15 protein-coding genes are annotated in these 13,188 nt (G+C 69.2%); 7 read left to right on the top strand and 8 right to left on the bottom strand.

The features are described from left to right. The gene (gene pheA, locus OG947_RS10740; RefSeq protein WP_268788538.1) at positions 1–918 is read left to right on the top strand and encodes a prephenate dehydratase; all 918 of its coding nucleotides are present in this window, start codon (positions 1–3) and stop codon (positions 916–918) included. Beyond that, the gene (locus OG947_RS10735; protein WP_328813898.1) at positions 915–1,577 is read left to right on the top strand and encodes a histidine phosphatase family protein; all 663 of its coding nucleotides are present in this window, start codon (positions 915–917) and stop codon (positions 1,575–1,577) included. Before pheA ends, OG947_RS10735 begins: the two co-directional genes overlap by 4 nt. Here OG947_RS10735 and OG947_RS10730 read toward each other — a convergent pair. From OG947_RS10730 to OG947_RS10710, 5 genes are all read right to left on the bottom strand, one after another. After that, complete coding sequence (locus OG947_RS10730) at positions 1,520–2,350, bottom strand: ESX secretion-associated protein EspG (RefSeq protein WP_222647819.1); 831 nt, start codon at positions 2,348–2,350, stop codon at positions 1,520–1,522. The two genes, OG947_RS10735 and OG947_RS10730, sit on opposite strands and share 58 nt — an antisense overlap. Beyond that, the gene (locus tag OG947_RS10725; protein WP_328813896.1) at positions 2,347–3,528 is read right to left on the bottom strand and encodes a PPE domain-containing protein; all 1,182 of its coding nucleotides are present in this window, start codon (positions 3,526–3,528) and stop codon (positions 2,347–2,349) included. The genes OG947_RS10730 and OG947_RS10725 overlap by 4 nt, the downstream gene beginning before the upstream one ends. Next, the gene (locus OG947_RS10720; protein WP_307096827.1) at positions 3,525–3,836 is read right to left on the bottom strand and encodes a PE domain-containing protein; all 312 of its coding nucleotides are present in this window, start codon (positions 3,834–3,836) and stop codon (positions 3,525–3,527) included. Before OG947_RS10720 ends, OG947_RS10725 begins: the two co-directional genes overlap by 4 nt. Positions 3,837–3,921: 85 nt before the next feature. After that, positions 3,922–4,254 carry a metallopeptidase family protein gene (locus tag OG947_RS10715; RefSeq protein WP_081821502.1) on the bottom strand — a complete coding sequence of 111 codons (333 nt, stop codon included), beginning with the start codon at positions 4,252–4,254 and terminating at the stop codon, positions 3,922–3,924. Between the two features lie 13 nt (positions 4,255–4,267). Further along, positions 4,268–5,488 carry a septum formation family protein gene (locus OG947_RS10710; RefSeq protein WP_081821501.1) on the bottom strand — a complete coding sequence of 407 codons (1,221 nt, stop codon included), beginning with the start codon at positions 5,486–5,488 and terminating at the stop codon, positions 4,268–4,270. A 35-nt stretch (positions 5,489–5,523) separates the two neighbouring features. Here OG947_RS10710 and OG947_RS10705 point away from each other — a divergent pair, with 35 nt between their 5' ends. From OG947_RS10705 to OG947_RS10695, 3 genes are read left to right on the top strand one after another with little or no spacing between them, the layout of a single operon-like run. Then, positions 5,524–5,934, top strand: coding sequence for an ankyrin repeat domain-containing protein (locus OG947_RS10705; protein WP_328813894.1), 411 nt, complete (start codon positions 5,524–5,526; stop codon positions 5,932–5,934). Positions 5,935–5,962: 28 nt separating this feature from the next. Further along, positions 5,963–7,225 (top strand): serine--tRNA ligase, encoded by a 1,263-nt coding sequence (serS, locus tag OG947_RS10700; protein ID WP_307096825.1) that lies wholly within the window; start codon positions 5,963–5,965, stop codon positions 7,223–7,225. Between the two features lie 3 nt (positions 7,226–7,228). Next, positions 7,229–9,646, top strand: coding sequence for an outer membrane protein assembly factor BamB family protein (locus OG947_RS10695; RefSeq protein WP_328813892.1), 2,418 nt, complete (start codon positions 7,229–7,231; stop codon positions 9,644–9,646). A 22-nt stretch (positions 9,647–9,668) separates the two neighbouring features. On the opposite strand, the gene OG947_RS10690 is transcribed toward OG947_RS10695, so the two are convergent. Beyond that, positions 9,669–10,064, bottom strand: coding sequence for a hypothetical protein (locus tag OG947_RS10690; RefSeq protein WP_231476487.1), 396 nt, complete (start codon positions 10,062–10,064; stop codon positions 9,669–9,671). A gap of 63 nt (positions 10,065–10,127) precedes the next feature. After that, entirely contained in the window at positions 10,128–10,691 is a 564-nt protein-coding gene (locus OG947_RS10685) for a TetR/AcrR family transcriptional regulator (protein ID WP_056440719.1), read from the bottom strand. A gap of 67 nt (positions 10,692–10,758) precedes the next feature. On the opposite strand from OG947_RS10685, the gene OG947_RS10680 reads away from it, so the two are divergent. Both OG947_RS10680 and OG947_RS10675 read left to right on the top strand, forming a co-directional pair. Continuing rightward, the gene (locus OG947_RS10680; RefSeq protein ID WP_222632575.1) at positions 10,759–11,772 is read left to right on the top strand and encodes an NADP-dependent oxidoreductase; all 1,014 of its coding nucleotides are present in this window, start codon (positions 10,759–10,761) and stop codon (positions 11,770–11,772) included. Between the two features lie 61 nt (positions 11,773–11,833). After that, the gene (locus OG947_RS10675; protein WP_027507308.1) at positions 11,834–12,592 is read left to right on the top strand and encodes a lysophospholipid acyltransferase family protein; all 759 of its coding nucleotides are present in this window, start codon (positions 11,834–11,836) and stop codon (positions 12,590–12,592) included. Here the strand turns inward: OG947_RS10675 and OG947_RS10670 are convergent, their stop codons facing one another. Beyond that, positions 12,593–13,021: a VOC family protein gene (locus OG947_RS10670; RefSeq protein ID WP_027507307.1), complete on the bottom strand. Its 429-nt coding sequence runs from the start codon at positions 13,019–13,021 to the stop codon at positions 12,593–12,595. Positions 13,022–13,188 lie beyond the last annotated feature (167 nt).

Raw genomic sequence — 13,188 nt, 5'->3', positions numbered from 1 at the left:
GTGACCGGGGTGCGCATCGCCTACTTCGGACCCTCGGGAACGTTCACCGAGATGGCCCTGGGGAAGCTCGAGGCGGACGGGGCGTTCGGCGCTCCCGTCGAGCGCGTCAGTGCGTCGAGCCCGCCCGCCACCCTCGAACTGGTGCGCTCCGGTGCGGCCGACGGCGCCGTGGTGCCCATCGAGAACTCGGTGCAGGGCTCGGTCCCGCCCACTCTCGACGCGCTCGCGATCGGGGACCGGCTGCAGATCCTCGCGGAGACCGAACTCGACGTGGCCTTCACCATCGTCGCTCGTCCGGGCACCGCCATGGCGGACGTCCGCACGATCCGGGCCTACCCCCACGCCGCCGCCCAGGTCCAGCAGTGGATCGCCGCCACCATGCCCGATGCTCAGGTGGAGTTCGCGTCGTCCAATGCCGGTGCGGCCGAGGACGTCGCGGCCGGACTCGCCGACGCCGCGGTGTCCACCGGTCTGGCGGGCCGACGGCACGGACTCGACGTACTGGCCGACGGCGTGGCCGACGTGGAGAACGCACGGACCCGCTTCGTGTACGTCACGCGCCCGTGCCCGCCGCCTGCGCCCACGGGGGCGGATCGCACTGCCGTGGTGCTCACGCCCGCCAACAGGCCCGGCACGTTGGTGTCCGCGCTGGCCGAGTTCAGCACGCGCGACATCGATCTGACGTTCATCGAGTCTCGCCCTCTCCGTACCCATCTGGGCACCTACCGCTTCTACATCGACTGCGTCGGCCACATCGACGACGTCGCGGTGGCGGACGCCCTGCGGGTCCTGCACTCGCGCACCGACGTGCGGTTCCTCGGCTCCTGGCCCAGCGCGCACGTCGCCGCCGGCGGTCCTCGCCCCACCGACGACCGCGGCCGGGACTGGTTGGACGCGTTGCGACGGGGAGATCGGTGAGCGGCCGACTCGTCCTGGTGCGGCACGGTCAGACCCACTCGAACGTCGCTCGTCGTCTCGACACCCTGCCGCCCGGCGCGGAGCTGACCGAGCTCGGACACCGACAGGCGCAGGAGTACGCCCGGACAGTCACGCAGACGCCGGCCGCCGTGGTGTCGTCCATCGCCGTCCGCGCACGTCAGACCGCGCAGTACCTGGCCGACGCGACCGGTACGCCGCTGACGGTGCGCGACGGTCTGCAGGAGACGTTCGTCGGCGACCTCGAGGACCGCAGCGCCGAGGAGGACCACGCCCGCTTCACCGCGGTGTATCGCGCCTGGCTGGACGGTGACCTCGATGCCCGCCTGCCCGGGGGCGAGTCCGGCGCCGACGTGCTCGCCCGCTACGTGCCGGTACTGGACGAGCTCCGCGCCACCCACCTCGGCGACGATTCCGCCACCGTCCACGTGGTGAGTCACGGTGCTGCGATTCGGCTCGTCGCCGCGGTGCTGTCCGGGATCGATCGCGACTTCGCCGCCGACAACCATCTCGACAACACGGGGACCGTCGAACTGGTGCCCGCCGAGGGTGTCTCGGCCTGGGACTGCGTGCGCTGGGGCGACTACACGCCCCCGTTCGAGACGAAGGGCAGCCGCACTCCCGACGATCCGATGGGCTGAGCGGACACACGGACCAGGTGGTCGTCGAGTATCGAGCGCCGTTCCAGCGAGGTGATCAGCGAGCGGAGTGCTCCGACGGTGCGTACCGGTGTCGCGGATCGCACGGATGTGCTCGATCGTCCGGTCGGATCCTGGACCGTGGTCGCGACGACACGGCCGGAGTCGCTGTCGTACACCGCGATCGACGGGTCGACCGTGGTGGTGACACCGTGATCGTGTCGGAGTCCGACGATCTCGGTGTGGCGGGTGCAGTGCGGGACGACGTCCTCGATACCGGCCGTGAGGACGTCGGTGTACTCGGTCAGCGGATCGATCGGCGCTCCTGCGGCGTCGCCGAGCCAGGCCGCGATCAGGGCGGCCATGTCGGTGTCGACCCGCGTGATCGTCACCGATCCCTCGCTCTCGGTCATCCACACCGGATCGTCGATGTCGTTGCCGCACAGACATCCTCGCCGGTTCTCGATGCCGGTGGAGTGGCCGACGATGCGGACGTCGACACTCCAGCGAGGCGCCGCCGCCGCACGGAGCATCGCGGCCAGATCACGGTGCAGGCCGCCGTCGGCTGACACCAGGAGACGATCGGCGAGGCGTCGGGCGGCACTCGCGAGGACGGTCGCGCGATCGGCGACGGTCGCGCCGGCCGGGTGCCATCCGAGAACGGCAGGGAGAGAACGTCCTCCGATCGCCCCCACGAGATACGTCAGTTCGTTCGTGTCGAGCGTGAGCGAACCCTCGAGCGGGACGTCCCCGCCCAGCACCGGCGCCGCGCTCATCGCCGCGCCCCGATGACGGCGGGCACGACCGGAACTCCCGCCTCCTCCTCGACGACGGCAGGTGTCCTGCGGGCGTGCACGACATCGTCGGAGCCGAGCCTGCTGTGACCCATGGGAAGTCCCGCGCCGAACGGCGACCGGGCGTGCGCGGCGCCGGACACGGACGCGTCCTGTCCCGCTGACACCGCCGTGTCCGATCCGACGCCCGCACCGAGGAACGGTGACGGCGTCCGTGCGAACGAGCCACCGGCGGCGTGCACGGAGCCACCCTGTCCGCTGCCACCTCGCCCGCCGCCGCCACCCCACCCGGTGGCGACCATCGGAACCTGCTGCGGCACAGCGTGGTTGATCGTCGGTGCCGCACCGGCCTGCGGTGCCGACGACAGAACGGAGGACAGCGTCGACCCGGCCTGCGCGGGCATCTGCTGGATCAGCGACGCCGCCCTCGTGACGGCGGGATCGTGTCCGATGCTGTCCGTGGTGAGGGGCGACCGGTGACCCTGGTGCGCCGCCCCGTCCGAGAATCCATGCTTCTGCCGGTCGGATCCGCTGTCGTCCGACGGCGGTGTCCCGGCCTCGCCCGGCACCGGCCCGTGACCGGGGACAGCAGAGATGACCGTGGAGGTGGCCGCGGTGACCGCCGTGGTGATCTGCGGGGGCATCTGCAGACCGTCGACGAGCGCGAGCGGCGCCGTCGCCGCTTCGTACGCCTCCATGACCAGGGCGGCGCGGAGATCGAGCGCGGCGTCGGCGGCATCGGCAGCCTGCGCCGCGCCGGTGAGGGCGCCGCCGGTGGCGTACGCGGTGGTGCGTCCGGCCTTCACCGCGGCGATCTCCGGCAGTGTCGGCATGACGGCGAGCGCGGTCACCACCGTCGCGGACTGGGCGGCGGCCCGAGCGGACACGGCCGCGGCGTGCTGCGCCGCTCCCGTGCCCCACGTCGCGAACGCCGTCATCCCCGCTCCGGCGGCGTCGGCGGCATCCCCGTCCCACGTGGCTGCCAGTGCGGACGCGACACCGCTGACCGTCGCAGTGGCCGCGGCGAGTGCCGTGGCCACCGCGGCCCACGCCGTGCCGGCGGCGGCCAGCGGAGCGGGGCCGGCACCCGCGAGCAGTGCGGCCGAGTTCACCGCCGCGGTACGCGGGAGCCAGATTACCCCGGTGGGCCCGGCCGTCACGCGGTGCCCGCGGTCAGGGCCGTGGAGAACGACGCGTCGACCTCGCGGTACGCCGCCGCCTGGACTCGCAGGGCAGCCGCCGTCTCGTGGAGCTCGGTCACCGCCGCGGACGTCGAGGTGTCGAGAGACTGCGCGGTCGACCAGAAGTAGCGTGCAGCCAGCGCGGACACCTCGTCGCTGCCCGCGGGGGGAGGACGGAGCGCGACGGACGCGGAGGCGAGAGACGACGCCAGGCGCATCGCCGCGGCATCGAGTTCCGACGCGGCCGCGAGCAGCGCCTCGGGATCGACGAGTACGTGGCCGGGCATGGGGGTCTCCGTTCGAGCGTCCGGTCGGATCTCGAGACTTGGACGCGCGACGGCTGGAATCGGTTCCGCAGGTGGAGAACGGAGCTCAGCCGAAGCCGAGTTCGTGCAGGCGATCGTCGTCGATGCCGAAGTGGTGCCCGATCTCGTGGGCGACGGTCACCGCGATCTCGCGGCGCGCGTCGTCCTCGTCACGGGCGATGTCGAGGATCGGCAGTCGGTAGATCGTGATGACGTCCGGCAGGTGCCCGCTGTACTCGAACCGTTCGGTCAGAGCGACGCCCTCGTACAGACCCAGGAGATCCTCCGTCGGGTGCTCGTCCTCGACCAGCACGACGACGTTGTTCATGTATGCGGCCAGCTCGTCCGGGAGAGTGTCCAGCGCATCGCCGACCGCGTTCTCGAACTCCGCTTCGGACATGCTGACCGACACGTCACGCACCGGGCAGGGGAGACGCTCCGGGGAGCGGGATCGGCAGGCTGCGGCCGTCCGGAACGGGAGGCGGCGGAACCGGCGCGGCGCCGTCGATGGTGATGTCGCCCTTCGCCGAGCCGACGATGGACGCGAACCCGCCCGACTCGACCTCCTTGCCGATGGAGCAGCTCACCTTCTTGCTGCCCGCCAACCAGCTCGAGGCGTCGACGTTGTCCCAGAACAGCGTCAGTGTCTTCTCCCGGAGAACGTCCGGACCGCCCAGGTAGGCGTCCGACGCCTGGGTGCACGTGGGTTCGAGATAGCGGTCCTGGTCCTCGACGGACGGCAGTCCGCCGGGGAACTGCGCGGCGAGATCCACCACCGACACCACCTCGAAGGCATGCGGAGCGGTGCAGTCGATCGGGTCTGTCGGCACGCCCGACTCGACGCCGACGCAACTACCGGTCTCCCAGACCATCGACTGGTCCTGGTCGGCGACGCTGCCGGTCATCACCTGCAGCGCGCTGGTCGCGCCGGTCTGTTGGATGCCGCACCGGATCGCGCGCTCGCCCGCGGCCCACCCGGCCTGGCTGGGGAACATGAGGCCGACCGAGTACTTGCCCGTGGGGTCGAAGCGGCCCCCGGTGTAGTCCTGCACCGCGGTCTCACAGTGTTCGTCGCGCAGGGAGGCGAAGCGGGCCGCGTCGGGATACGGAGATCCCGTCGCGAACTCGGCGACCGGGTACACCCCGAGGTCCACCGTCTCGGCGACCTCGAAGCGGTGCGGCTCGGCGCAACTCACCTCGGCGAGGTCCTGGCGGTCGGTGTCGGGGTCGTCGGTGGGGGTCCACTGCAGGCAGTCGCCCGCGTCGGACGAGCCGAAGGACGTCGTCGACGCGGTTCCGACGGTTCCTGCCGTGGACGGTGTGGCGAGCTTCTCGCTCCGGTCGAACCCACCGGACACACCGATGGTGACGGCGGCGGCTCCGATGGCGCCGATCGCGACCAGGGCGAGCAGCCGACGGGCGTTCGAGGCCTGGACGGTGCGGGGACCACTCTTCTCGTCCGTCGCGGTGTCGGTCTCGTCGGCCGTCGATGCCTCGGGTACCACCGCGTCGGGCGCGGACGTGTCGGATGTGGACGCGTCGGGTGTCGCGATCTCGGACGTCGGGGCGTCGTCGACCACCGGGCCGTCCTCGCCGGACGGGCTCGGGGTGGGATCTTCGGGCTTCGGAGACATCGGCTCCATCATGCCTGCCGGTAGGTTCGGACGGTATGAGTGGTGCTGATACCGAGGACACCGGGCTCGAGGCCGGGATCGAGGACCTCGCGACGCGCGTATTCGACATGGCACGCAGCGGCGACACCGCCGCACTCACCGCGTACGTCGACGCGGGCGTGCCCGTGGATCTGACGAACGGATCCGGGGACACCCTGGTGATGCTGGCGGCCTATCACGGTCACGCCGAGAGCGTCGTGGCCCTCGCGCACCGCGGAGCCGACGTGAACCGCGCGAACGACAAGGGTCAGACCCCGCTCGCCGGTGCCGTGTTCAAGGGCGAGGACGACGTCGTCCGGGCACTGGTCGACGCCGGAGCCGACGCCGATGCGGGGCATCCGACCGCGGTCGACGCCGCGCGCATGTTCGGCCGCGAGGACTACCTGGACGTCCTCGGACGAGGGTGACCACATCGCCCCAGTAGGCTGACGTCCCGTGATCGACCTCAGAGTTGTCCGCGAGGACCCCGACGCCGTCCGTCAGTCGCAGCGCACCCGTGGCGAGGATCCGTCCCTGGTGGACGCGTTGCTCGAGGCGGACACCGCGCGCCGGGCCGCCGTGTCGGCTGCCGACAATCTGCGCGCCGAGCACAAGGCGTTCGGTAAAAAGATCGGTAAGGCCACTCCCGACGAGCGCCCGGAGCTTCTCGCGACGGCGTCCGCGCTCGCCGCGCGGGTGAAGGAGGCGGAGGCCGAGCAGAATGCCGCCGACGCGGCTCTCGACACCGCACACCGTGCGATCTCCAACATCGTGCAGGAGGGCGCGCCGGCCGGCGGCGAGGACGACTTCGTCACCCTCGAGACGATCGGTGAGATCCCGACCATCGAGAATCCGAAGGACCACCTCGAGCTCGGCGAGGCTCTCGGGATCATCGACATGGAGCGCGGCGCCAAGGTGTCGGGCGCTCGGTTCTACTTTCTGACCGGCTACGGCGCACTGCTGCAGCTCGGTCTGCTGCAGCTCGCCGCCCAGAAGGCAGTGTCGAACGGGTTCACGATGGTCATCCCACCGGTGCTCGTGCGGCCGGAGATCATGGCCGGGACCGGCTTCCTGGGCGCGCACTCGTCGGAGATCTACCACTTGGGCGACGACGACCTCTACCTCGTCGGCACGTCGGAGGTGCCCCTCGCCGGCTACCACTCGGGCGAGATCCTCGATCTGAACGGCGGCCCGAAGCGCTATGCGGGATGGTCGTCGTGCTTCCGCCGCGAGGCCGGCAGCTACGGCAAGGACACCCGCGGCATCATCCGTGTCCACCAGTTCGACAAGGTGGAGATGTTCGTCTACACCCGTCCCGAGGACGCGGACGCGGAACACCAGCGGCTCCTCGGCTGGGAGAAGGAGATGCTCGCCGCGGTCGAGTTGCCGTACCGCGTCATCGACACCGCCGGCGGCGACCTGGGATCGTCGGCTGCGCGCAAGTTCGACTGCGAGGCATGGCTTCCCACGCAGAACACCTACCGTGAACTCACGTCCACCTCGAACTGCACCACGTTCCAGGCGCGTCGACTCGGTGTTCGTTACCGCGACGAGAACGGGAAGCCGCAGACGGCGGCGACGCTCAACGGGACCCTGGCCACGACGCGGTGGATCTCCGCGATCCTCGAGAACCACCAGCAGCCCGACGGCAGCGTTCGCATTCCCGAGGCACTCGTCCCGTTCGTCGGCACCGACGTCCTGCGTCCGCCGACCTCGTAGTCGATGCGAGCTCGCGGCGTCGATGCGCTCGTCGTCGTGGGCATCGTGGCGGCCGGAACACTGATCGCGGCGATTCTGCGCCCGCCCGATCCCGTCGACCTTCCGCTGCAGTGCACGTCGGCCGGCGAGACGAGCGGCTATTACGTGGCGTTCGGCGCCGAGACATACGACAGTCCTGCCGCACCGTGGTTCTCCGCTCGCAAGGCGGCGGCGATGACGGACGCCTTGCACCGCGCCCTCCCACGGGGAACGACGGTGGCATTCGCGTCGCCGTCCGGGTCCTTGCAGTTCGGTGGCGTTCCCGACGACATCATGAGTAGGCCGTCCGACGTGGCACCTGAGCAGATCGCCTCGACCACCGCATCGGGAACCATCACACGTGCAGGGAAGTCCGGTTCGCTGACCGCGACGGTGAGTGTGACGGATCGGGGTGTCCCGCCCTGCGGGCCGACGGTGACGCGGCGAGTGCGACTGGCCGACGGAACCGTGGTCGATCTGTCGCCGGGGTCCGCTCTGGCGTACGCGCCGGACGGCACCGTGCTCCAGCTGGGAAGCGACGACCCGGTGACACAGGACGAACTGCTCGACATCGTCGCCTCTCCCGGCCTGCGTGTCTCGGCGCGGATTCCGGGTGAAACGTCGCCCCTACCTCCGGTATGTCGAACAAGCACCGTCGAGGGCGCACCGACTTTCGACAGGGCGCGGCTCGGCGCAGTGAGCAGAGCGTTGTCGAATGCCTGGGACGACGGACCGGGCCGCAGAGTCGAGCTTGATCGCTCGCTGAGCGAGCTGACGCTGTCGGACGGCTCGAAGTCGGGTGCGTGTATCGAGGTCCGCACAAGTGCAAGCGGTCGTTCGGGGTCGTTGACGCTCGGTATCGCCGGCGGCACCGAGGCCCCGCGGAACCCGGACGTTCACGACCCGGACCAGGACCTGAGCAGCGACCACGTGCAGCTCGCCGGAGGGGCCGTGTCCGCCCGATCCCGCACCGGCGTCCCCAGTATCGTCGTCACTCGCCCGTCCGGAACGGTGATCACCGTGACGGCGCGCGAGGACAAACCCGCCGACGTGCCGTATCTCTCGACGGCGGACCTCGAGCACTTGGCAACGGCGCCAGGCCTCGATGTCGATCCGGATGGCACCCCTGGCGAAGCTCTGCCCGTCGTCCGCGACGTCGTCGACAGCGCGTGGACGCTCACAGCAGATGCGGGAGGACGCTTCTCCACTTTCAGTGATCCAGGTAGCGGCACGGTGCCCCCGCTGGCGTCCGGGGTCATCGACGCGGGCGGAGTCACAGTCGTGTCGGTGGGCCGACTCGACCGAACCACCGGCGCATACGACGACTCGACCTTGCTCGGTATCGACACGGTGACGGGGGTCGTGCGGTGGAGAGCACCCGTGGAGGATCTCGTGTCGTGCCTCGACACGCTTCTCGGCACGACAGTGGTGTGTCTGCGAGCCGATCCCGACCGTGCGTCTGAGACATCCTTGGTCGCCGTCGATACGAGCACCGGGGATCTGCAGAACATGCCCGGCGGGGACCCGCTGGTGGGGATAGGAACCGACGGGGATGCGCTGTACTCGGTGGTCCAGACAGTGACGCCGGCGGGCGAATCCGGCCCCACCGTTCTACGTAAGGGAACGCTCGACGACCCTGCAGCCGACTGGGCCGTGTCGACGCCGATCACGGGTGGCTATCCCGGCTATCCGGGCGAGGTCGTCACGGTGGGCAAAGACGTCGGTATCGTTCGATTCGGCAGTGAGGCACTGGGTTTCGACCCCGTGACAGGCGCCACCAGGTGGTCTCGTGGACGCCCCGACTCCTGTGTGTCGGGCGCGACCGTGTCGGCGGGTGGAGTGACGACGGTACGCAGGATGACGTGCGACCAGTCGTCGGATCCCGTCACCGGCTACGAGGCGATTGCAGTGGACGGCCGTGTCCTGGCGGTGGTTCCCGGGCCGAGCTATTCCTACGACGAATGGGATTCTTCGACCGCCGACCTGCCGCTTCTGGTGGGCTCATCGGCCATCGACAGAGTCACCGGGCAAGTGTTGTGGTCGAACGATGCGCTTACCGCGACCAACGGGACAGCAGTCGTGGGAGACGTGGTGTTGGTCCGAGCGCGCGGAACCGCCGAGGTTTCCGCCTTCGATCTGCGGACCGGGACGCGCCTGTGGCAGCAGGCAGCGGACGACTTCGATCCGGTGACAGCGGAGGTCGGTGGCCGCGCCGCCAGCGTGGTGGCTGGACCCGACGGCTCGTTGTCCGTGCAGTTGCTCGACGTCCGCACGGGAGCGATGACCGGGAGAGATCTCCTCGGCCCGACCGAAGATGCCGATGCGGACGGACACGGTTCCGTCGTCGACAGTTCCGCCGGACTTCTGTACGTCGGTAGCGATCAGGTGGCGTTGCTGGAGTGATCCGCGCCAGGGTGCCGCGGAACTACTCGTCCCGTGTCGGCGGTTCGGGGACCAGGACGTCGTCTGCCGGCAGCGGGACGGCGAGTTCCACCATCCGCTCCGGATACGACGGGTAGGCGGGACGGATCCACACCTTGGTGTCGTCCAACTGCGTCATGACCATCCGACGCCACTGCCATTCCGGTGTCGCACGCCGGAGATCCAGCTCGCCGACAAGCGGTAACGGCGCACGCGCCCAGTAGGGCACGGACAGCGAGCTCAGCCCGCGCGCTTCGAGAACGTCGATTGCCGCCTCGAGCTGCACGTCTTCGGCGATCACGTGGCCGACAGGGTTGACGGCGTCCACGAGTTCGCCGTCGTCGCGAGCCATGTCGGAGACGGTCCACCCCACGAGCTCACCGTCCGATGCTCTGGTCACGGGGAGTCGGCTACGCCACCGGTCGATATCCACTTCCTCGACGGTACCGATGTCCGCGTCGGCTCATGATTCCCAGGACCGCGCCAACTTCCGTGCCGAGGCGATGATTGCGCGTGCCTCGTCCCGGTCGACGCGTGCCTGCAGAAGTGCGCCCGAGCTCATCGTCACCAGAATGCGAGCCCGATTCTCGGGATCGTCGTCACCCCGGTTCACCAGGGCGTCGGTGACCGCATCGGTGAGTCGCCGACGGTAGGCGTCGACGACGGCGGCGAGGGTGTCGTCGTGCGCGGCGGATCCCGCAGCAGTGTTGACCAGAAGACAGCCGCGACGTGGTGCTTCGGCATCGAGGTTCTCGAGTTCGACGTCCATCGACGCGAAGTACGCGTCCAGACCGTCGTCGGTACGCAACAGGGCGAGCCGCGGTGCCACCACCGTGTCGAGATAGTCCTGCACCGCTGCGTCGAACAGGCCGCGCTTGCTGGTGAACGCGTGATAGATGCTGGACCGGGACAGCCCGGTCGCCGCCTCGAGTTCGGGCAGAGATGCGCCATCGAAGCCTCTGTGCCAGAACACATCCCGCGCATCAGTGACGACCTGCGCCGCATCGAACGTCGCTCTCCTACCCATCTGTCACCTTTCGCCGGTGAGGCGTACGGTATTTACTGTACCGAACGATCCACAAAAGGAGTATTTCGTGAAGAGCACCCAGATCCAGTTGGTCTCCCGTCCCACCGGATGGCCCACCGAGGAGAACTTCCGCACCGTGGAGACGGAGTTGCCCGAACTCGGCGACGGCCAGGTGCGCGTCGCCAACGACTTCCTGTCCGTCGACCCGTACATGCGAGGGCGCATGAACGACGTGCGGTCCTACGTGCCGCCCTTCGCACTGAACGAGACCATGACGGGTGGCGCCGTGGGCCGGGTCGTCGAGAGCCGTTCGGACGAGCATCCCGTGGGCAGCGTCGTGGTGCACCAGCTCGGGTGGCGCGACGTCGCGCAGGCCGAAGCGTCGCAGTTCCGCGTGGTGCGCGAGATCGACGGTGTCCCCACCTCGGCCTACCTCGGCATCCTCGGCATGACCGCACTCACCGCCTACGTCGGACTGCAGGACGTGGCGCGCCTGCAGGAGGGCGACACGGTGTTCGTGTCCGGTGCAGCGGGCGCCGTCGGCAGCGCGGTCGGGCAGATCGCACGGATCCTCGGCGCGGGACGCGTCGTCGGTTCTGCGGGATCACCGGAGAAGGTGGACTTGCTCACCAGCAAGTACGGGTTCGACGCGGCCTTCGACTACAAGCAGGCTCCTGTGCGCGACCAACTGCGTGAGGCAGCCCCGGACGGCATCGACGTGTACTTCGACAACGTCGGCGGCGACCACCTCGAAGCGGCGCTCGACGCGTTCAACGACGGTGGCAGGACCGCACTGTGCGGAGCGATATCCGCCTACAACACTGTGGGAACGACGCCGGGGCCGGACAACATGTCGAACATCGTGACCCGCGGTCTCACCCTGCAGGGATTCACGGTCGGCAACTACCTGCACCGGTTCCCCCAGTTCGCGGAGGACATGGGGACGTGGCTCTCCGAGGGTCGCGTGACCTTCGACGAGACGGTCGTGCACGGCATCGAGAACACGGTGGAGGCGTTCCTGGGGATGCTGCGCGGGGAGAACACCGGGAAGATGGTCGTGGCGGTGGGCAACTCCCGCTGACGGAGTGCCCTACCGGACGAGCCCCTCTCGGGGGCGGCGACGAGCCGCTACGCTGCACCTTGTGGACCCCGTCTATCGCACTGTCATCGGAATCGCTCGCACCGTCTTCGCGGCGCAGGGGCTGAAGTTCGACGTCGAGGGCGCGGAGAACATCCCCGCTCGGGGTGGCGCCGTGATCGCCATCAACCACACGGGCTACCTGGACTTCACCTACGCCGGCCTGCCTGCGCGGAAGCACAAGCGGTACATCCGGTTCATGGCGAAGAAGGAAGTGTTCGACAACCCCAAGTCGGGGCCGATAATGCGCTCTCTCAAGCACATCGCGGTCGACCGCGCCGCCGGCGCGGAGTCCTACCGGGCTGCGGTCGACGCGTTGTCGCGAGGCGAACTGGTGGGGGTCTATCCCGAAGCAACGATCAGTCGCAGCTTCGAGATCAAGGAGTTCAAGTCGGGCGCGGCCCGGATGGCGATCGAGGCCGGGGTCCCCGTGATTCCGGTGGTCATCTGGGGCGCGCAGCGTGTGTGGACCAAGGGGTTCCCGAAAAAGCTCGGACGCACGAAGACCCCGATCTCCATCGCGGTGGGAGAGCCGATCGCGCCGACCATGTCGGCCGGTGACCTCACCGCCCACCTGCGATCGACGATGCAGACCATGCTCGCCGACGTGCAGAAGAACTATCACCACCCCGCCGGCGAGTACTGGGTACCGGCCCGTCTCGGGGGGACGGCCCCGACCCTCGAGGAAGCCGACAAGTTGGATGCCGTCGACCTCGAGGCCCGGATGGCAGCGAGAGACGAGCGAAAGCGCGCCTCGGACTGACTAGCTGTTGGGACCGGCGATCTCCAGGGCGATGTTGTCGGGATCCCGGAACTCGAGGATCGCCATGCCGGCGTCACCGAGATCCTTCACCGGCTCGTGCTCGATGCCCAGGGTGTCCAGCAGTGCGGCGGCGTCGTGCAGATCCTGCAACGACGCGACACTGAAGCTGAGATGGTCCAGGCCGGCGCGGTCCTCGGCGAACGTGTCGTCACCCGGAGCCACGGGGCGCAGACCGAGCAGCCCGCCGCCGAACTTGTAGATGACTCCGCCGAAGAGGAACCCCAGCGCTTCCTTCGTCGCCTCGTCCGGGTTCGGCGGGAGCTCGAAGGCCACCTCGAAACCGAAGACGTCGTCGTAGAACTTCCGCGAGGTCGCGATGTCACTGACAGTGAGTCGCACATGGTTGTAGTCGACTGCTGCGATAGGCACGAGCTACTCCGTTCCGGTACGCCTGCCGACACGACCATCGGGCCGGCTCGGGCGCACTCTGGAGGTATTCGTGGCCGTGCATGAGAGCGATGTGCCGGCCTCTCGCGCTGTTCGACACGCCGTGACCAGGCGATTTGCATCTCGCGAAGCACTCACGTAACTTTCTT

This window comes from Rhodococcus sp. NBC_00297 (assembly GCF_036173065.1).
GTDB lineage: Bacteria > Actinomycetota > Actinomycetes > Mycobacteriales > Mycobacteriaceae > Rhodococcoides.
The sequence above is the reverse complement of the archived record's forward strand: the minus strand, read 5'-3'. Positions and strand labels throughout refer to the sequence as shown.